This is a genomic window from Nocardia donostiensis, assembly GCF_002081715.1.
Taxonomy (GTDB): Bacteria; Actinomycetota; Actinomycetes; order Mycobacteriales; family Mycobacteriaceae; genus Nocardia; species Nocardia donostiensis.
The window spans coordinates 80,692-100,959 of the sequence record NZ_MUKP01000001.1 but is presented as its reverse complement, the minus strand read 5'-3'; the positions used below and the strand labels follow the sequence as shown (position 1 = coordinate 100,959).

The 20,268-nt window shown below is 68.1% G+C and carries 16 protein-coding genes; 8 read left to right on the top strand and 8 right to left on the bottom strand.

Annotated features, from left to right (window positions below; genetic code table 11):
* Nucleotides 1-114: 114 nt before the first annotated feature.
* Nucleotides 115-1,005, top strand: a complete 891-nt coding sequence (locus B0T44_RS00440; protein ID WP_077118639.1) for a LysR family transcriptional regulator — start codon at nt 115-117, stop codon at nt 1,003-1,005.
* A gap of 3 nt (nt 1,006-1,008) precedes the next feature.
* Here B0T44_RS00440 and B0T44_RS00435 read toward each other — a convergent pair whose 3' ends face one another.
* Nucleotides 1,009-2,442: an amidase gene (locus B0T44_RS00435; RefSeq protein ID WP_077118857.1), complete on the bottom strand. Its 1,434-nt coding sequence runs from the start codon at nt 2,440-2,442 to the stop codon at nt 1,009-1,011.
* Nucleotides 2,443-2,610: 168 nt separating this feature from the next.
* Between B0T44_RS00435 and B0T44_RS00430 the strand changes: the two genes are divergently transcribed.
* The gene (locus tag B0T44_RS00430) at nt 2,611-4,884 is read left to right on the top strand and encodes a protein kinase domain-containing protein (protein WP_081511433.1); all 2,274 of its coding nucleotides are present in this window, start codon (nt 2,611-2,613) and stop codon (nt 4,882-4,884) included.
* A gap of 13 nt (nt 4,885-4,897) precedes the next feature.
* Here B0T44_RS00430 and hpt read toward each other — a convergent pair whose 3' ends face one another.
* The 4 genes from hpt to B0T44_RS00410 form a co-directional block, all read right to left on the bottom strand.
* Nucleotides 4,898-5,458: a hypoxanthine phosphoribosyltransferase gene (hpt, locus tag B0T44_RS00425; protein ID WP_077118641.1), complete on the bottom strand. Its 561-nt coding sequence runs from the start codon at nt 5,456-5,458 to the stop codon at nt 4,898-4,900.
* A gap of 1 nt (nt 5,459) precedes the next feature.
* A complete protein-coding gene (gene tilS, locus B0T44_RS00420; RefSeq protein WP_077118861.1) occupies nt 5,460-6,476 on the bottom strand; it encodes a tRNA lysidine(34) synthetase TilS in 1,017 nt (338 codons plus the stop codon).
* A gap of 89 nt (nt 6,477-6,565) precedes the next feature.
* Nucleotides 6,566-7,699, bottom strand: coding sequence for a zinc-dependent metalloprotease (locus B0T44_RS00415; protein ID WP_081511431.1), 1,134 nt, complete (start codon nt 7,697-7,699; stop codon nt 6,566-6,568).
* 73 nt (nt 7,700-7,772) lie between these two features.
* On the bottom strand, nt 7,773-9,332 hold the full coding sequence (locus tag B0T44_RS00410) for a D-alanyl-D-alanine carboxypeptidase/D-alanyl-D-alanine-endopeptidase (protein WP_081511430.1): 1,560 nt from the start codon (nt 9,330-9,332) through the stop codon (nt 7,773-7,775).
* A gap of 129 nt (nt 9,333-9,461) precedes the next feature.
* Between B0T44_RS00410 and B0T44_RS00405 the strand changes: the two genes are divergently transcribed.
* Nucleotides 9,462-9,953 carry an inorganic diphosphatase gene (locus B0T44_RS00405; protein WP_077118647.1) on the top strand — a complete coding sequence of 164 codons (492 nt, stop codon included), beginning with the start codon at nt 9,462-9,464 and terminating at the stop codon, nt 9,951-9,953.
* 66 nt (nt 9,954-10,019) lie between these two features.
* On the opposite strand, the gene B0T44_RS00400 is transcribed toward B0T44_RS00405, so the two are convergent.
* On the bottom strand, nt 10,020-10,841 hold the full coding sequence (locus B0T44_RS00400; protein WP_077118649.1) for a crotonase/enoyl-CoA hydratase family protein: 822 nt from the start codon (nt 10,839-10,841) through the stop codon (nt 10,020-10,022).
* A gap of 66 nt (nt 10,842-10,907) precedes the next feature.
* Between B0T44_RS00400 and B0T44_RS00395 the strand changes: the two genes are divergently transcribed.
* The 4 genes from B0T44_RS00395 (at nt 10,908) to B0T44_RS00380 (ending at nt 17,955) form a co-directional block, all read left to right on the top strand.
* Nucleotides 10,908-11,381, top strand: a complete 474-nt coding sequence (locus B0T44_RS00395; protein ID WP_077118651.1) for a YbaK/EbsC family protein — start codon at nt 10,908-10,910, stop codon at nt 11,379-11,381.
* Between the two features lie 134 nt (nt 11,382-11,515).
* Nucleotides 11,516-11,992: a flavin reductase family protein gene (locus B0T44_RS00390; RefSeq protein WP_081511458.1), complete on the top strand. Its 477-nt coding sequence runs from the start codon at nt 11,516-11,518 to the stop codon at nt 11,990-11,992.
* 447 nt (nt 11,993-12,439) lie between these two features.
* Nucleotides 12,440-16,606, top strand: a complete 4,167-nt coding sequence (locus B0T44_RS00385) for a Pls/PosA family non-ribosomal peptide synthetase (RefSeq protein WP_081511429.1) — start codon at nt 12,440-12,442, stop codon at nt 16,604-16,606.
* Nucleotides 16,606-17,955, top strand: coding sequence for a M1 family metallopeptidase (locus B0T44_RS00380; protein ID WP_139347891.1), 1,350 nt, complete (start codon nt 16,606-16,608; stop codon nt 17,953-17,955). Before B0T44_RS00385 ends, B0T44_RS00380 begins: the two co-directional genes overlap by 1 nt.
* Here B0T44_RS00380 and B0T44_RS00375 read toward each other — a convergent pair.
* Nucleotides 17,940-18,128: a hypothetical protein gene (locus B0T44_RS00375; RefSeq protein ID WP_077118656.1), complete on the bottom strand. Its 189-nt coding sequence runs from the start codon at nt 18,126-18,128 to the stop codon at nt 17,940-17,942. The two genes, B0T44_RS00380 and B0T44_RS00375, sit on opposite strands and share 16 nt — an antisense overlap.
* 20 nt (nt 18,129-18,148) lie before the next feature.
* Complete coding sequence (locus B0T44_RS00370; protein WP_245839371.1) at nt 18,149-18,670, bottom strand: DUF2752 domain-containing protein; 522 nt, start codon at nt 18,668-18,670, stop codon at nt 18,149-18,151.
* A 329-nt stretch (nt 18,671-18,999) separates the two neighbouring features.
* Here B0T44_RS00370 and B0T44_RS00365 point away from each other — a divergent pair, with 329 nt between their 5' ends.
* Nucleotides 19,000-20,052 carry an alpha/beta fold hydrolase gene (locus B0T44_RS00365; protein WP_077118660.1) on the top strand — a complete coding sequence of 351 codons (1,053 nt, stop codon included), beginning with the start codon at nt 19,000-19,002 and terminating at the stop codon, nt 20,050-20,052.
* Nucleotides 20,053-20,268 lie beyond the last annotated feature (216 nt).

Below are 20,268 nucleotides of genomic sequence, written 5' to 3'. Positions count from 1 at the left end.
CGACAGGGAATATGCTGTCTCTAACAAACCAACCGACTGTTTCGGTTCCCATATCCAAACTTTCCGGCCAGATAACGGCTGGAAAATCAGGAACGATTCTGATAGCAAGGGGCTATGGACCCGCATTTGCGCGACCTGCGGTATTTCGTCGCCGTCGCTGAGGAACTGCATTTCACCAACGCCGCCCAGCGGCTGCACATCGCCCAACCCACGCTGTCGCGCCAGATCCGGCAACTGGAACGCCAGCTCGACGTGGTCCTGTTCGATCGCAACCAGCGCAGCGTCGCCCTCACCGTCGCGGGCAAGGAACTACTCGAAGGCGCCCGCAAGATCCTCGAGCTCTGGGAAACCACGAACGTCACGCTCCAGGAGGCGGGCGAGGTGCTCCGCGTCGGTATCGAATCGACGCTCGGACGCGGCCTGCTCAACGATCTGGAAAGCGCGAGCGGCTACCGGCTCGCACTGCACGCGGCCTCCTGGTCCGACCCGTCCAGCGGATTGGCCAGCAGACAGGCCGATCTGGCGCTGGTCTGGCTACCGCTCACCGACCCGAACCGCTACCGATGGCAGGTGCTGCGTACCGAACCGCGCTGGGTGCTGCTACCCGAAACCCATCCCCGCGCCGGCCAGGACACCATCGACTTCGCCGACCTGACCGACGAACCGTTCATCGCGCTGCCCGCCGAAGCGGGCGCCATGCGCGATTTCTGGCTCGGTAACGACGCCAGGCGCGGGCGATCCGCCAAGATCGGCGCCGAAGCCGCCACCCCGGAGGACCGGCTGGAAGCCGTCGGCCTCGGGCTCGGAGTGTGCTTGCTCGCCGAGAGCAACGTGCCGATGTACCGGTGGCCCGGTTTGACTGCGCGCCCGGTAACCGGGCTCGCGCCATGCGAACTGGCCGTCGCCTGGCGGGCCGACGACAACCGCCCGATGATCCTGGAATTCGCAGGGCGGGCCGCCGCAGGCGGATTCGGGAAACCGCCCGCAATGCCCGCAGCCAGCTGACCCTTACCCGCTGGTCGGCCGATCCGGTGCGGCGGCCGACCAGGCATCATCCGGGACGGCCGTTCGTTGCCAGGGATGCCTGCTCTCCAGCTGAGCGGCCAACCGCAGCAACGTCGACTCGCTACCGGGCGGCCCCGCCAGCTGCGCGGCAACCGGGGTACGCGACCGCGGATGCATACCCATTGGCACCGACACCGCGGGCCAGCCGACCAGATTCCACAGCGCGGTGAACGGCGCATAGCTGCTACTGGCCACCACATTGGCCAGCCAGCCCCTGGTATGCCAGTTCACCGCTTTCGGTGGCGGGGCAGCCAGCGTCGGAGTGATGACCACGTCGTAGCCGGTGAAGAACTCGAGCAGCCGGGCTTCCACCCGGTCCACCTGCCCAGGCCGGACCAGTCCCAGGCGTCGCAATACCCGGCCGAGCGCCAGGTGACGGCGGGTACGCGGTTGCAGCCGTTGCGGATTCGGCAGATGATCGGCTTCCGGAATGCCCAGCGCCGGCCAGCGCAGCAATATCGCGGCGGCCGCGTCGCGGTAGGGCAGCTCGGCCGGCGCCACCCGATGCCCGGCCGCGGTGGCCAACGATCCCGCCGACCGGGCCGCGCCCGACCAATGCCGATCTGTCCGCAACAACCTGATCGGCGGTGCGACCGAGAGCGCGATCCGCAGCGACGGCGGCGGCGAGATATCGGCCAGCTCGGGGCGGTCCGCCAGCACCGACAACGTCAGCGCGGCATCGCCGACGGTCGTGGCGAGCACACCGTTGTCCACCATCCCCTGCCACGAATCGAACCCGATCTCGGCGGGCACAGTGCCGCGGCCGGGTTTTATCCCGAACAATCCACAGCAGGCCGCGGGGATCCGCACCGAGCCCAAACCGTCGTTGCCGTGCGCCACCGGCACCAGCCCGGCCGCGACCGCCGCCGCCGAGCCGCCGGAGGAACCGCCCGCGGACAACGCACGGTTCCACGGGTTGCGGGTGATACCGCCTGGGTTGTCGGTCGTCCCCCACAACCCCAGTTCCGGTAAAGGGGTGAGCCCGACGATTACCGCGCCCGCATCCCGCAGCCGCCGCACCACCGGGTGGTCGTGGTCGGCGGGCACTGGATCGGCTGCCAGCGAACCGTCCCGATCGGTTTCGCCGGTGACCGGAATATTGTGTTTGACCGCGATCGGAACTCCGGCCAGCGGCAGCGAACCCAGGTCGGGACGCTGCTCGAGTTCAGCGGCCTCGGCGCGCGCCCGCTCGGCACGCACCACATCGAAGGCATACAGTTCCGCATTACCGGCTTCGATGCGGGCCAGCGCCGCATCCACCTCCCGCACCGGGCCCGACGATCCGTCACGCACCCGCGCCGCAATGGCCGCGACCGGCCCGCTGCGCGCATTCGGCTCGGCGCCGGAACCCGGCTCCAGCACACCGTTCGGTCCCATCGGCACCTCCTGCGGCCGTCGCGCAGATACCGCGTGAACAGCCGATTCGTCCAGCAAATATTCCACATACCCTGCGCCGATCCCGACGACAGGTGTGGCGGATTTTAGCTGCTGCGCCTACGGTCGACCAGACGGACCATATGCATCCGCCGAGCCACCAGGACCGGTATGAACGCCGACCCCAGCACCAACCAGGGTTCCGACCACGGCACGGACTCCACAGTGAGCGCTGGCCTACTCGGCGATACCACGGCACCCGCCGACGCCCCGACAACCGCACCCGGCTACACCACCGCAGCCGACGACGTCTCAGCTGCCCCCAACCAAGCAGCAGCCGACGACCTCACGATGGCGGCCACCCCTGCAACACCCCACAACCCCACAATGGCAGCTGACCCACTCAGCGACACCACGGTATTCGCCGACACCCCCACAACCGCACCTGACGACACCATCGCAGCCGACGACGTCACGGCCGCCTCCGACGCCACGGCAACGGCCGCGGCCTTCACCGCACACACCATGTCGGTGCAGACCACCAGTCCGAACGCGACGGACGCCATGTCGACCGACGCCGACGACAGTTCCGGCGAACACGCCGCACTGGACCGGATCACGGTGGGCCAGCGCATCGGGGATTTCGACCTGCTCACCGGGCTCGGCAGTGGCGCGTTCGCCCGGGTGTTCCTGGCTCGGCAGCGTTCACTGCAGCGGCTGGTTGCGGTGAAGATTTCCGCGGATCACGGTACCGAACCGCAGACGCTGGCTCAGCTCGACCACGACTACATCGTCCGGGTCTTCGATCAGCGGCTGCTGCAAGCAGAGGCCACGCCTCGCGCGCGCAGGCTGCGGCTGCTGTACATGCAGTTCCTGCCCGGCGGCACCTTGCTCAGCGTGTTGCGTTGGGTGCGTGCCACCCCACCCGACCAGCGAGACGGGCGGCTGCTACTCGACGCCGTGGACAGCGCCATGGAGGAAAAGGGGGAGATCCGGCCGACCGATTCCAGTGTGCGCGACGAGATCGCCGAGCTCACCTGGCCGGAAACCGTCGCGTGGCTGGGCCGTAGGCTCGCCGAAGCGCTCGACTACGCGGCCTGCCACGGGGTGCTGCACCGCGATGTCAAACCGGCGAATGTGCTGCTCACGGCGGAAGGTGTGCCGAAGCTGGCCGATTTCAATATCAGTTTCAGCCGCGCGGTGGAAGGCACCAGCCCGGTCGCGTATTTCGGCGGTTCGCTGACGTATATGTCGCCCGAACAGCTGGAGGCCTGCCATCCCTGGCGCGCCCGTGGCGCTGCCGACCTGGACACCCGCGCCGATATCTATTCGCTCGGGGTGCTGCTGTGGGAGCTGCTCACCGGGGCGAAACCGTTCGACGACTCCACCGCGGGCAGCCAGGGCGATGAAACCACCATCGATGCCATGCTCCAGCGCCGCTGCGCCGGGGTGGATCCGGACGCGCTGGAACGGATACCGCCGGACTGCCCGGATTCGCTGCGGCGGGTCCTGCTCACCTGCCTGGAACCCGACCGCGAGAAACGCTGGACCGACGGGGCGGTACTGGCCAGGCAGTTCGAGATGTGCTTGGACCCACGCGCCCGCGAGCTGGTCGACCCGGCTCCGCACAGCTGGCGGCGGCGGCTGTGGGCATGGCGGATTCCGGTGGTCGTGCTGGCCATCATGCTGCCGAATGCGCTGGCCTCGCTGTACAACATCCAGCACAACCAGCAGTTGATCGTAAGCAGATTGCCGGAGGAAGCTCAGCGCAATTTCATCATCCTCACCGCGGTGCTGAACGCGGTATCGTTCCCGCTCGGTGTCGTGATCATCGGCTACATGTCGCGGTACGTGCTGTCGGTGACTCGGGACCTGCGCCGCGACACACACATCGCTCCGGCGGCGCTGCGCCGCGCCAGACGCGACACGCTGCTGTTCGGCGACCGCGCAGTGCTCGTCGGTTTTTCCCTGTGGGTATTCTCCGGGATCACGTTCCCGATCGTGCTGCGACTGACCACCGACGATCTACCGGTCAGCGGGATATTCCATTTCCTCGCCTCACTGGTGGTGTGCGGCGCGATCGCACTCGCCTACCCGTTCTTCCTGGTGAACTTCTACATCGTGCGCTGCGTATACCCCGTGTTCCTGCATCACGGCGATATCAGCGCCGAAGACGCGGTGTGGTTACGCGGGCTGGACCGCCGCTGCAACTGGTATCTCGCCGTCGCCGCGTCGGTGCCGTTGATTGCGGTGGCGGCGGTGACGCTCCTGCCACCCGCCGATATCGCGGCGGTGATCGTCGCAGTGCGGGTGCTGTGCGTCGGCGCGATCGTCGCGTTCGTCGGTTCCTATGGGCTGTTCCGGGCGCTGGAAGCCGATCTGCGCGCGCTGGAGCGGGTGGTTTCGCCGATCGGTCCGGCACGCAGGCACGAACCCGACCGGTGAACCGGGAAGCCGCTCAGGCGGCTCCGCCGTACACCTTCGGATGCAGGGTGCCGATATAGGGCAGGTCGCGGTAGCGCTCGGCGTAGTCGAGTCCGTAGCCGACGACGAATTCGTTGGGAATATCGAAACCCACGTGCGCGACCTCGACCTGGGTGCGCAGCGCATCGGGTTTGCGCAGCAGGGTCACCACTTCGAGGGAGGCCGGGTTGCGGGTGGACAGGTTGCGCATCAGCCAGGACAGAGTCAGGCCGGAGTCGATGATGTCCTCGACGATCAGCACGTTACGGCCCGCGATGTCTTTGTCCAGGTCCTTCATGATGCGCACCACACCCGACGACGAGGTGGACGAACCATAGGAAGAGACGGCCATGAACTCCATCTGAGTGGGGATACTCAACTGTTTGGCCAGATCGGTCATGAAGAAGATCGCGCCTTTGAGCACACCGACCAGCAGCAGATCACCTTCGGGGGCGTCGGCGGGGTAACGTTCGGCGATCAGCCCGGCCAGTTCCTTGGTCTTGGCGGCGATCTCTTCCTCGGTGATCAGCACCGACGCGATGTCGTCCCCGTACACGTCAGCTGGTTTCCCTTCGGTCGCGGTCCTGCCGCTCGGCTAGAGCAAGTGTCAGCCTGCCATGTTCGCGCCTGACGACCAACCTGGTACCGGGGTCGCCGCCACCCACCGCGACCGGTCCCTGGCCGCGCCACGCGACCACCAGTTCGTCGACCGCCTGTAAATGTTTGGCGGTCACGGCCTTCGCTCCGCCTGCCAGCAGCCAGGTGCGCACGGTACGGCGGCGCACGGCTGCGGGGGCCGTGACGAGCGTCTCGCAGGACAGCGCCACGTAATCGACAGGGTGGCAACCGGGTGCGCTTTCCGCCCGGACGGCTTCTCGGCTCGCGCTGCCCAGCAGGTCTTCGGCTACGGCGTCGAGCGCGGCGTTGTCCTCCCGCAACAATTGCGCCGTCCGCGCCAACGCGACAGCCGCGCTGCCACCCAGAATGTCTTCGAGCAGCGGCAATGCCTCGGTGCGCAACCTGACTCGAGTGAAATCGGGCGACCAGTTGTGCGGGTCCTCATGCGGGATGAGACCGAGATCCGTACAGCACTGCCGGGTCGTCGCGCGCCGCACCTCGAGCAGCGGCCTGCCCCACGGCGGAGAGTATGGCGCCATGCCCTGGATAGACCGCGCCCCGGAACCGCGCCCCAACCCGAGCAGCACCGTTTCCGCCTGGTCGTCGAGGGTGTGGCCGAGCAGTACCGGTAGCCCGCCGCGCGCGGAATCCAATGCCGCGTAGCGGGCCCGCCGCGCCGCCGCCTCCATACCGCCCACGCCGTCGACCACGACCGGAAGCACCCGCGCCGAACGGCACCCGAGCTCCAGCGCGGTTTCGGCCGCTGTCGCGGCGACCTCCGCCGAACCCGGTTGCAGCCGGTGGTCCACTACAAGGGCGTCCACCGCCCCGGCTTCAGCGACCGTCGCCGCCGTCAAAGCGAGCGAATCCGCGCCCCCGGAAAGCCCAATGGCCACCGCGCCCGCACCCTGGCGGTGGCGCGCCAGCCAGCCACGCACCGCGTGTCTGATGGTCAGAACCGCTGCCGTTTCGGGAGGTAGCTGGGCTGGCGCGCCGGAACCTGACGCGTCGCCAGGACGGGCAGTTCGTTCCTCGCGCTGCACGATCAGGCCAGTACCCGTGCGATCCAGCGTTGCGGGGTGTCGATTTCGTCGGTTCGGGGCAGGGTGTCGGCATCGGTCCAGACCGCGTTGAACCGCTCCATACCGACGGTGGCCACCACCTCGTCGACGAATGCCTTGCCGCGCACGTACTGCGCGACCTTCGCGTCCACGCCGAGCAGGGCGCGCAGCAGCCGCTGGATCGGGTTGGTGGGGCGTTTGCGGCGCTGATCGAACGCCGCCCGGATTTGTTCGACCGTCGGGATGATGCTGGGGCCCACCGCGTCCATGACATGGTCGGCGTGGCCTTCCAGCAAGGTGCCGAGCATCAGCAGCCGGTCCAGCGCCTCGCGTTGCGGTGGGGGCTGGGTGGCGCGCAGCAGACCGAGTACGCCGCGCGCGGCCGGGTCGTCGGCGGCGGTGCCGCGCCTGCGTTCCTTGACCTCGCCGAGCAGCCGGGACAGCATCTCGGTTATCGGCTCGTCACCGATTTCACCGAGTACATCGACATTGCTGCGCATATATTCCGACAGCCATGGCGCCGAGGAGAACTGCACCCGGTGGGTGACCTCGTGCAAACAGACCCAGAACCGGAAATCGGCGGGCGAAACACCGAGCGCTCGCTCCACCCCCATAATGTTCGGCGCCACCAGCAGCAGCGTCCCGTCGGGACCGGTGAACGGGTCGTATTGGCCCAGAATCGCGGTGGATAAGAAAGCGAGCATCGCCCCGGCCTGCACACCGGCCGGTTTACCGGTCAGCCGTCCGCGCTCTTCGCCTTCGATGCCGGTACCGGTGAGCTGAGACATCGAGCCTGCGGCCGCGTCGATCCAGCCGGGACGGTCCACGATCCGAGCCGCGGGCACCGGCTGGTCGTCGAGCAGCCCGGTCACGGCGCGAACGGGTTCCTCCGCGCGCCTCGATGCGGTGGCGAGTTCGGTGACGATTTGCTCTGCGGCGGCTCTGCCTGCGCGGGGACCGGAAGGGACCAGCGTTGCACCGGTGCGCGCCGCTAGCTTCCAGTCCACCGCAGCCGAAAGCGGGCGGTGTTTCGTCTCGGCACCCTCGGTGGCTGGTTTGCCTCTGTCGAGGTCGCTCGAGTCCTGGCTTCGTCGAGTCTCCTTGGTTCGTCGAGTCATAAGCCTTCCACCCTTGACCTTCTCCCCTCCCTGACGGGAGGGGGCTCCAACCCTCGCGGGTACCGGATGCCCATCAGGAGCATCCGCAGTTGCGTAGCGTGGCCGCGATCGTGTCCAGGGCGGGCCTGCTGACCTCCGGTGGCCGATCGCTCGACATCAACGCGAAGGTGAGCACCCGCCCATCGCTGTCCAGTACATAACCGGCCAACGTGCTGGCTACCGACAAAGTTCCGGTCTTGGCCCGCACCCATCCCGCACCGGCCCGGTGCTCGGTGACGAAACGGCTGGTCAGCGAGCCGGTCCCGCCCGCGACGGGCAGGTAATCCAGAATCGGGGCGAGCGTGGCGGACAGGTCGTCGCCGTTGTCGCCGTTATTGCCGCTGTCGGCGGGCAGCGAGGGCAGCCCGGCTCCCGGGTGGAGCCGCGGCTGCCTCGGCAGCGGTGGCTTTTCCTCGTCGTCATCGCCGCCGGCGGCGGCCGCCGCCAGGATTTCGTCCAGTACCCGGGCCGGGACCCGGTCGTCGGTGGACAGACCGCTGGTGTCGTGCATGGTCACACCGCGGATATCGAATCCGGCCCCCGCCAGCGTCGCGGTTATCGCGGCCGCCGCGCCGTCGAACGATGCGGGCTTTCCGGTGGCTTCGGCGATCTCGCGGCCGATGGTTTCGGCGAGCACATTGTCGGAGTGGATCATCAAGTCGCGAAGCAGGTCGCGCAGCGGCGCGGACTGTACGCTCGCCAACTCTTCGGCTCCCGGCCTGGCCGTGCCCGCCCGGACCTTGGCCGGGTCCATACCCAGTTCGACGGCCAGCCGCCTGCCCACATCCAGGGCGGGTGTGCTGGAACGCGGCGAATACTCGACGAGCGGGTCCAACCGGCCGCCGTCGAGCATCACCGGTTCGATCGGGGCGATCGAACCGCCGGGGATATCGATCGGCTCCCAACCTTTCGCCATGGTCGGCCCGGTGTAGGCGGAGGTGTCCACCACAATGGTGTCCGCCCGCACGCCCGAGGCCCGGACCTGGTCGGCCAGATCCGACAGCCGGGGCCCGTTCGGGTAGTAGCCCTTGCCGTCCGGCTGCGCGGTCAGTGTCGGGTCGCCCTCGCCGACCAGCACGATCTCGTTCGGCGCCGCCCCCGCCACCACTCGGGTCCGTACCCGATGGTCGGGCGCCAGCACGAGCAGTGCGGCCGCCGAGGTCAGGATCTTTACCGTGGACGACGGTGTGGCCGGTTTGTCCGCGTCCGCGCTCCACAGCACCGTCCCGGTTGCGGCGTCGGTGACCGAACCGCTGAATCCGCCCAGATCCGGATTCGCCACCACCGGCGCCAATGCGGCGGCCAGACCCGATGAGCTCGGCGCGGGCGCGTCCTCCGGTGCGGGCTCGACTTGCGGGAACGGCCGCACCGGCGCGGGCGGGTCGGCGATCGTCAGACCGCCGTGACGGAACTCCGCCGTCCACGGTTGCACTGTCACCGCGAGCACGGTCGCCGCGGCGACCAGCACCACAAGACCGGTGATCAGCCCGATCCACGTTCTGCGGCGTCGTCGCGCGGCTAAACCACCGATGTTCCTACCGCCCTGACCAACCACGTTGCCCGTCGTCTCCCTAACGCCGCTTGCCGCACCCATGAGCCAACCGGAAAACCCATCCGGCCGCCGACAACACTATCCTCGTTCCGCTACCGTTCCCCCGAACAACCTGGTGAGTCGGCCACCGCCCGCTCGCCGACCGTTTGATGCATCGGAAAAGGAGATGGCGTGGAGTTCGACGTCACCATCGAGATCCCCAAAGGTTCCCGCAACAAGTACGAGGTCGATCACGAGACCGGCCGGGTCCGGCTCGATCGGTTCCTGTTCACCTCCATGGGCTACCCGGCCGACTACGGCTTCATCGAAAACACCCTGGGCGAGGATGGTGACCCGCTGGACGCGCTGGTCCTGCTGCCCGAGTCGGTGTTCCCCGGTGTGATCGTGGAGGCCAGGCCGGTCGCCATGTACAAGATGACCGACGAGGCAGGCGGCGACGACAAGATCCTGTGCGTCCCGGCGGACGATCCGCGCTGGGATCACATCCAGGACCTCAAAGACGTCCCGGAGTTCGAGCTGGCCGCGATCAAACATTTCTTCGAGCGCTACAAGGACCTCGAGCCCGGCAAATACGTCAAGGGCTCGGAGTGGGTCGACCGCGCCGCGGCCGAGGCCGAGGTCCAGGCCTCGTTCCAGCGGCTGAAGGACAAGGGCGCGCACTGACGCGCATCCGGCGAGCGGCGGTGCGCGCGCCGCTCGCCGGATCAGGCTCAGCGGCCTATGAACAGCTCAGCGGCCCTTGAACTCAGGGGCGCGCTTCTCGAACACCGCCTGGATGGCCTCGGTCAGGTCCTCCGACGGCAGGAACGCCGCGTTCCACGCCGAGACGTAGCGCAAGCCGTCGGCGACGGCGGCCGCGTTCCTGTGGTCGAGCACGTCCTTGACGCCCTGCACCACCAGCGGCGGGTTGGCCGCGATCTCGCGGGCGGTGGCGTGCGCGGCGTCCAGTGCGGCCTGCTGATCGGGGAACACGTCGTTGACCAGGCCGATCTTCTCGGCGCGCCCGGCATCGATGTCCTTGCCGGTGTAGGCCAGTTCGCGCAGGTGGCCCTCGCCGATGATGCCGGGCAGCCGGTGCAGCGAACCGATATCGGCGACAATGGCCACCTTCGCCTCACGCAGGCTGAACTTCGCGTCCTGGCTCGCGTAGCGAATATCGACCGCGGCGATCAGGTCGAGCCCTCCGCCGATGCACCAGCCCGATACGGCCGCGATCACCGGTTTGCGGCAGTCGGCGACCGCGGTCACCGAATCCTGCATCCGGCGGATCTCGTGCAGGAAGTCGGTGCGCGGCGCGGCCAGCGCCCGATCCGCCATCAGCGGCCCGAATGTCCCGCTCATGGCGGGCAGGTCGAGGCCGTAGGAGAAATGCTTCCCGGAACCGGTCAGCACGATGGCACGCACCTGCGGGTCGGCGTCGAGCTCACCGAAGATCTGCGGAAGTTCCCGCCAGAAATCCGGGCCCATCGCATTGCCCTTGCCGGGGCCGGTCAACGTCACCTGCGCGACGTGGTCCGCGGTGTGGACGGTGAAAGCCTGCCAATCAGTCATCCGGCCAGGGTATCGAGGTGGTTTCTTCGCCGGACACAGCGGCGGTACCGGCTTTACCCTGAGAATATGCGCAGGTCGCTTCCCCCAGCCTCCTGCCGGGTCTCCGACACGTTGATCGCCCGGGGCCACCACGGCGTCATCCTCACCCAGCCGGAACCGGCAGCCACCACCGACGACGCCGCCCGAGTGCTCGGCGTCGATATCGGCGCGATCACGAAATCGCTGGTCTTCCTGCTCGACGACGATCCGGTGCTGCTGCTGGTCTCCGCCGCACACCAGGTCGATCTGCGACGCACCGGGCAACGCCTGGACGGTGTGCTCGTTCCGGCCTCCGCCGAACTGGCGGTACAGATGACCGGTCAGGAGATCGACGGCATCGCACCGGTCGGGCATCCGGCGAATCTGCCCACCTGGGTGGACACGGCGCTGTCGCGGCACCGGGAGCTGTGGGCCACCGCCGGGCACCCGGACACCATGTTCCGCACCTCGTACCGGGAGCTGCTGCGGATCACCGCGGGTCTGGCGGTCGACGTCGATTGAAGCCGATTGAAGCCGAGCACTGCGCTTGCCGCGGACGGTAGCGTCGTGATGTGACCGACGCTCCACTGCCCGACTCCGAACTCCGCATCCCCGACGATCTCAGCGGTATCACCGCCGATCAGTACCGCGCGTCGATGCGGCACTATCCGTCCGGTGTCACCGTGGTGACGCTGGGTTCGGCGAACGGTCCGGTCGGTTTCACGGCGACCTCGTTCGCCTCGCTGTCGTTGGAGCCGCCGCTTGTGTCGTTCAATATCGCGCACACCTCGTCGAGCCTGACTGCGATGACCGCCGCGAACTCGGCCGTCATCCATTTCCTCGGCGAACATCAACGCCATATCGCACAGCGTTTCGCCCGCACCGCCGAGGAACGCTTCACCGACCGCTCGCTGTGGACGACGCTGGACACCGGCGAACCGGTCCTGCACGGCACCCCCATCTGGTTGCGCACCACCGTGGAACAGCTGATCCCGATCGGCGACCACACCTTCGTCGTCGGTCGCGTCACCCGCGTCCACGACAACACCGACGAATCCCCCGCCGCCGCCCCGCTGCTGTACTACAACGGCCGCTACCACCGTCCGACGCCGCTGTCGGAGAACCCCGGTTGATCCGTTCGCGATCGTGAGTTGCGAAGGCAACCCGTGTAGTCCGGGGCTACGCACAACCGCTCCGGTTCGCCCTGTCAGGCCGTGGTGGGACGAGGGGTCGACCGGCTCTGCGGTATCCCGGCCGTGAAACCCGCGCAACTTGGTGTTCGACCACATCTTCCACATCCGTACAGCGCACTACCGTCTGCAGGGGCCACGGTGTGGCCAGCCGCCTACATCAGTTGCGGGTGCTGGTCGGGTTCGCCCGGTAACTCTTGGTTCTCAGCTTGTGGATAAACGGGACAATGGTCGACATTTCCCCAGGTCGAAGACTGTTAGCACGCTCACGAAATCCCTTGGCGCAGGCAGGCGTCGTTCTCCGGCGCGGGTAGCGTTGACGACCGATCAGGTGGGTGTTTGCCCACTGGTAACCCTGCCGTGAAACAACCGAGCCCGTACTGCTGAGGGATGGAAGGTGGGCCGGACGTGATACTCCAGCCGCAGATCGACGCGCCGGAGCCCGGCGTGGCCGAGGAACGGTTACCGGATCCGTTACGGCGCGCAGCATCGGCTCCACCGGCCCGCACCCTGGTCGATATTTTCGCCGAAACGGCCCGCACCCACTCCGAGGCACCCGCGATCGACGACGGCGAGGTTGCGCTCACCTACGCCGAACTGCTGGAAGAGATCGATTCTGTCGTGGGTCGACTGGTCGCGGCGGGCGTGCGCCGCGGCGACCGGGTAGGTATCCGGATGCCGTCCGGCTCGCGGGAGCTCTACATCGCGATCCTTGCTGTCCTGCACGCCGGCGCAGCCTACGTCCCGGTCGATGCCGACGATCCCGAGGAACGTGCCCGTCTGGTTTTCGGTGAGGCACGGGTCAGCGCGGTCGTCACCGCCGCCGGTATCGAGACAACGGTCGTTCCGGTCGGCTCCGTGCCGCCGACGGGCACAACGCCGAAAGATGCCGGGGCCGAAAAGCCTTCAGAGGATACCGGTATCGCCGACTCCGCCACGGCGCCGCCGGATGCGTCGGTGGCATCGGCACCAGACACGACATCGGGCGAGGCCAGGGTTACGCCTTGCGCGGAGGCTGGTTCGACGGAGGTCGGCGAATTCGCGGCCGATTCCACCAGGAAGCAGCAGCGGGTAACCGATGAGCGAGCGGCGCTGCCTGGTCCCGCCGACGATGCCTGGATCATCTTCACCTCCGGCTCCACCGGCACCCCGAAGGGGGTTGCGGTCACCCACCGCAACGCCGCCGCCTGGGTGGACGCCGAGGCGCGGCTGTTCCTGCGCGACGCACCGATCGGCCCGGGCGACCGGGTACTGGCCGGGCTGTCGGTCGCGTTCGACGCCTCCTGCGAAGAGATGTGGCTGGCCTGGCGCAACGGCGCCTGCCTGGTCCCGGCTCCCCGCGCCTTGGTGCGCACCGGGGCGGATCTGGGGCCGTGGCTGGTGCGGCACGAGATCACCGTGGTGTCCACGGTGCCGACACTGGCCGCGACCTGGCCCGCCGAAGCGCTGGAACCGGTGCGGTTGCTCATCTTCGGCGGCGAGGCCGTCCCGCCGGAGCTGGCCGAACGGCTCGCTGGTGACGAGGACGGCGACCGCGAACTATGGAACACCTACGGACCCACCGAAACTACCGTCGTCGCCTGCGCGGCGCTGCTGGACGGTTCCGCTCCGGTGCGTATCGGGCTACCGCTGGACGGCTGGGATCTGGCGGTGATCGACCCGGCCGGAAACCCGGTGGGCGAGGGCGAAACCGGGGAACTCGTCATCGGCGGCGTCGGCTTGGCCCGCTATCTGGACCCCGCCAAGGATGCCGAAAAGTATGCGCCGCTGGCGTCGCTCGGCTGGGAACGCGCCTACCGCAGCGGTGATCTGGTCCGCAACGACAGCGCCGGGCTGGTGTTCCTCGGCCGGGCCGACGACCAGGTGAAGATCGGCGGCCGCCGTATCGAACTCGGCGAACTCGACAACGCGCTGCAGCATCTGCCCGGGGTGAGCGGAGCCGCCGCCGCGGTGCGGACGACCGCGGCGGGCAACCCGGTGCTCATCGGCTACCTGACCGGAACCGCACCCGATTACGATCTCGCCGCCGCCCGCGCCCTGCTGGCAGGACAACTCCCGGCCCCGCTGGTCCCGCGCCTGGTCACGGTGCCGGAACTACCGACCCGCACCTCCGGCAAGGTCGACCGTAATGCGCTGCCCTGGCCGCTGCCGGGCGCCGACACCGAACCCGAGCACGGTCTCACCGGCACCGCCGCCTGGGTGGCGCATTTGTGGACCGAGGTGCTCGGTGCCCAGGTCAGCGGCGCAGACGCGGATTTCTTCGCACTGGGCGGCGGGTCGCTGTCGGCGGCACAGCTTGTCGCCGCACTGCGGTCGCGGTATCCGCAGACCACCGTTGCCGACCTGTACGACCATCCACGCCTCGGCGCGCTGGTGGAACTGCTGGAGCAGAGCGCCCCGGCTGCCGCGGCCCGCACCCGCGAGGTCCGTCCGACACCGCGCTCCGCGCAGTGGGCGCAAGTGCTGGCCACTGTCCCGCTCACCACCCTGACCGGCATGCAGTGGGTGACCTGGCTGGCCGTGGCGAGCAATATCGCGGGCTGGTTCGGTGCACTCCCCTGGCTGCCTCGGCTCTCGTGGTGGTGGACGCTGCTGTTGTTCGGGGTGTTCATCACCCCGCTCGGCCGGATGGCCATCTGTGTGGTGGGCGCGCGGCTGCTGCTGCGCGGCGTCACGCCCGGCATCTACCCGCGCGGCGGTTCGGTGCATCTGCGGCTGTGGGCGGCGGTGCGGTTGTCCGAGGCGAGCGGGGCCGAAAACCTTTCGGGTGCGCCGTGGATGGTTCCGTTCGCGCGGGCGTTGGGCGCGAAGGTCGGCAGGGGCGTCGACCTGCACACCCTGCCCCCGGTCACCGGCATGCTCGAACTCGGCGACGGATGCAGTATCGAACCCGAGGTCGATCTGTCCGCGTACTGGATCGACGGCGACACCGTCCATATCGGGCCGGTAGCGATCGGTGACGGCGCAGTGATCGGCGCCCGCTCGATCCTGCTGCCCGGTACCAAGGTCGGGCGCAACGCTGAGGTCGCGGCGGGTTCGGCGGTTTCGGGGAAGGTCAAGGCGGGGCAGGCGTGGGCGGGTTCCCCCGCGGTGAAGGTCGGTAAGGCCAGGCACCGCTGGCCCGATCACGCGCCGCGCCGCGCCCGGCACTGGGTGGCGGTGTTCGGGATCAGCTCGCTGGTGCTGGCCGCCATGCCGATCGCCGGGTTGGCTGCCGGTGGGGTGCTGCTGGCGTGGGCCGCGCGGGATGCCGCAACGCTCGCGGCCGCGATCGCGCCCACGATCGGCTGGCTTCCGGTCGCGACCCTGTTGAGCCTGGTCGTGTACGCGGCAGCGACGGTGCTCGCGGTGCGGCTGCTGAGTATCGGCCTGACCGAGGGCTACCACCCGGTGCGCAGTCGGGTCGGCTGGCAGGTGTGGGCAACCGAACGGCTGCTGGATTCGGCGCGAACATTCCTGTTCCCCCTGTATGCCGCCCTGATCACGCCGGTGTGGTTGCGGCTGCTCGGCGCGAAGGTCGGTAAACGGGTTGAGGTGTCCACGGTGCTGCTGCTGCCGAAGTTCACCACTGTCGCCGACGGCGCTTTTCTCGCCGACGACACAATGATCGCCGGCTATGAGCTCGGCGGCGGCTGGCTGCGCATCGGCGCCGCCAAGGTCGGTAAACGTGCCTTCCTCGGTAATTCCGGGATGACCGCGCCCGGACGCCGGGTGCCGAAGAACGGGCTGGTCGCGGTGCTGTCGGCGGCGCCGACGAAGGCGAAGGCAGGTTCGTCGTGGCTGGGCAGCCCGCCGGTGCGGCTGCGTCGCGCCGCCGGGAACGCCGACACCGAACGCACCTTCGATCCGCCGCTGCGGCTGCGGGTGTTCCGCGGCGCGTTCGAAACCTGCCGGTTGTTCCCGGTGCTGGTGACCTTCGCTATCGGGCTCGGTGTGCTGTTCGGCCTGGCTTGGCTGGCGGCGACGGCGGGCTATGTTGCCGCGGCGCTGCTGTCCGGGGTGGTGCTGATCGCGGCGGGTGCGCTGGCCTGCGCGAGCGCGGTAGCGGCGAAATGGCTGTTGGTCGGTCGGATCCGGGCCGAGGAGCATCCGCTGTGGAGTTCGTTCGTGTGGCGTAACGAAGTCTCCGATACCTTCGTCGAAAGCGTCGCCGCACCGTGGTTCGCGCGTGCCGCGACCGGAACTCCGGTGCTGAATCTGTGGTTGCGAGCCCTCGGTGCGAAGATCGGGCGCGGGGTATGGTGCGAGTCCTACTGGCTACCGGAGGCGGATTTGGTGACTCTGGGTGATGGCGCGACCGTGGAGCGCGGCTGCGTGGTGCAGACCCACCTGTTCCACGATCGGATCATGGCCATGGACACTGTCACCCTGGAGCCGGGCGCCACCCTCGGACCGCATTGCGTGGCACTGCCCGCCGCTACTGTCGGCGCGGGCGCCACCGTCGGCCCGGCTTCGCTGGTGATGCGCGGTGACAGCGTGCCGCCGTCGACCCACTGGTGGGGGAACCCCATCGCACCATGGTCCGAACCGCCCGGCGGCCCGGGAGCAGGCGGCTGATGGGCGGCAAGTTCCACGACGCCCCCATCGACGAATATCTGCCGCAGAACGGGAACCGGGGCTACCGGGTCTCGCGGTACGAACTCGAACTCGGCTACCGGGTGTCGAGCAACCGGCTCACCGGCCGCGCCTCGATAACCGCCGTCACCACCGCCGAACAGCCACGTTTCGCATTCGATATCGCCCAGTCGATGTCGGTGTCGAAAGTGCTGGTGAACGGAGCGAAACCGGCCAAGTACACGCATCAGCACGGGAAATTGGTGATCACCGCCCGCCAGCGGATACCGGCGGGCGGGGCGCTCGCGGTCGTGGTGCAGTACGCGGGCAGGCCGGAACCAGTGCGTGGTCAGTGGGGTGAGGTCGGCTGGGAAGAACTCACCGAGGGTTCGCTGGTGGCCGGCCAACCCAACGGGGCAGCCTCCTGGTTCCCCTGCGACGACCACCCGAGTTCCAAAGCCAGCTACCGGATCGCGATCACCACCGACACCCCCTACTATGCGCTGGCCAACGGCACCCTGGTCGCCAAGCGAACCAAAGCCAGCCAGACCACCTGGGTGTATGAGCAGCCCGAGCCGATGGCGAGTTATCTGGCAACGATCCAGATCGGCCCGTATCGCCGCTACGATCTCGTCGGCGCAGATAGCTCGGTGCCGATGCGGGCGGTACTGCCGCCGCGGCTGCGCGCCGCCTTCGACCACGATTTCGGCAGGCAGCCGCAGATGATGCGGGTGTTCAGCGACCTGTTCGGCCCGTACCCGTTCCCCAGCTACACCGTTGTCGTCACCGACGACGAGCTGGAGATTCCGATCGAAGCGCAGGGCATGTCGATTTTCGGCGCCAACCACTGCGATGGCCGCCGCGGCGCGGAACGGCTGGTCGCGCATGAGCTCGCGCATCAGTGGTTCGGCAACAGCTTGACCATCCGGCAATGGCGCGATATCTGGCTGCATGAGGGTTTCGCCTGCTACGCGGAATGGATCTGGTCGGAGGCGGGCGGCGGGCCGACCGCCGATCAACTGGCCCGCACGGCCCTGCAGAATCTGTCCAGGGAACCGCAGGACATCATCGTCGGTGATCCGGGCCCGCAGCGCATGTTCGACGACCGGGTGTACAAACGCGGCGCGCTCACCTTGCACGCCTTGCGGCTGGAACTGGGCGACACGGCGTTCTTCGAACTGCTGCGGGAGTGGACGCACCGCTACCGGCATGCGTCGGTGAGCACCGAGGAGTTCACCGATCTGGCCGGGCACTACAGTTCGTCCCCGCTGCGCACCCTGTGGGACCGCTGGCTGCTCGCCGAACCGCTGCCCCCGCTGCCACCTGCTCGAGCCGGTCAGAAGACCAGGTAGCGGGCGGCGAGTTGTTCGACCAGGGGGTCGTCGTCGGTGACTCGGTCGAGTAGTTCCAGGTCGGCTTCCACCGAGATCAACCGCGGATCATCGGTTTCGGCCTCGACCGGGCCGTCTTCAGCGAGTTGCCGCAGCAGCTTCGCCCGGATCCGCGCCTTCAGTCCATCGCTCATCCTGCGACCTTGCTCCGTTCTCAGACCGGTGTCAGCCAGGTGCCCCACGGCGTGTTGCGCAGCACCGTGTATCCGGCGAGCGCGACCAGCAGCGTCCACATGGTGAACCAGCTGATCGATAGCTGCCGCATCGGCTGTCCCCGCCAGGAACGCACCGCCCAATCGACCACCCACAGTGCGAATGCGATGAGCAGCGGCAAGGCGATCAGATTGCTGTGCAGTGAGTCCAGAATCCGGCCGTCGGTGAGGTTGTGCACCGCGCGCATACCGCCGCAGCCGGGGCAGTACACGCCCAGCAGGGCATACGACGGGCACACGCCATACGACCCCTCGATATGCGGGTCACGCACATGCAGCAGGGCCACTGCGGCGATCCCGACGCATCCGGCTGTCACCGGCAGCGCCATGGCGCGCCAGCGGCCACGTCGAGAACCGGACGGCGTATCGCCCTCGGCGGCCCCCTGTTGCTCCAGCAGGCCTGCCGCTGCGCTCGGCGGGACCGTTCGCGTCGATTGTTCCGACGGCATGTCCGTGCTTCCCACAATTGTCAACGGTAGCCGCGCCTCACTTTCGCACGCCACCGCCGACCGTTTCGCTCGCAGCGCGGCGCGGTCCCGCAGCTGCTACGGCACCCCGCAGAGGGGTGCGGCGTGCCGATTCGGCACGGTCTCGTCCAATACACAACTGGTCGCATGATCAGTGACATAAATTCGACGCAGATGGGAAATTTACAGTTAACAGCACCACTCACCGGAGCGACATTCGGTGTAACACACGGGAGCGCTTGATCTTTTCCGGAGCGTGAGCGCTTGCACTTGCAAGCACTCGAGCTTGCGGGCTACCGTGACGTCAGACACAAAGGAGTGCCCTGATGCTGGTGAATTCGATGCGGGCGCTGGCCGGGTTGTACGACGGAACCCTGACCGCTTCCTACCGCGCAGGGCTGCGTTCCCGCACTTACGCGACAGCTACCTTGAACGCACCGAACGCTCGGCACGACGTGCTGCGGGTGACCACGGTCGACGGTGCGCGGCTGCGCGTCCACGCTTACGGCCCCACCGACGGCGACGTCATCGTGCTGATCCACGGCTGGAGCTGCAGTATCGAGTACTGGCACCCGCAGATCCACGCGTTCGCCGACAAATACCGCGTGGTCTGTTACGACCAGCGTGGCCACGGTGAGAGCACCCTCGGCCGTATCCCTCCGAGTGCGCAGACCCTGGCCGACGACCTGTCCGCCGTCCTCGACGCCACCCTGCGCCCCGGTCGGCGTGCAGTACTGGTCGGACACAGCATGGGCGGTATCACCCTGCAGGCATGGGCGGCCCGCCACCCGCAGCAGGTCACCCGCCGCGCCCTGGCAACGATGCTGGTCAACACCACCTCGGGCAATATCAGGTACGACACCGACCTGCTCCCCCTGTTCAACAAACCGCTCACCGTCGGAAACCGCCCGATCACCTTCCTCGGCAGCGACCTGCGCATGCCGATATTCGTCGCCGAATCGCTGCTGACCTCCCCACTGCCGATTCCCGGCGGCTGGGCGCTGCGAACCCTGATCAAGACCAGGATCATGAGCCCCGACGTCACCGACGATCAGGTCGACTTCGCGCTCGGCATCGTGCGCTCCTGCCGCCCCCTGTCGCGTGGCAGGCACGCTGCCGTCCTCGCCGATCTGGAACTCGGCGACGCCGCCCGGCATCTGACCGTCCCCACTACAGTCATCGCTGGACACTACGACAAACTGCTGCCCGAACGGATGTCGCGCATCGTCGCCGACACACTCGACAGCACCGGACATCTGGCCGACTATCAGGTCTGGCCGACCGGTCACCTGTCGAATATCGAAGCCGCGGACCGGTTCAACAACGAACTGTCCCGCATCATCGACCGCACCGGCCTGCGCGCAACCGCCGCAGGCTGAGCGGAAGAGCTCATCGAGCCCGGTCAACGAAGCCCGGCCTCGGTGGGCCCCTACCCGCTCCCCGCACCCAGGTCAGAACCCACCCGGCCTGGGATTGTTACTGCACGCTGCCCGGCTCCTTCGCTCGGTACAATCGGGCTCCGGCACTGTCACGGGATAAGGCTGGGTTGCGAAGGCACTCGCACGGTTAGGTCGCGCATAGCCTCCGGCAAGCGC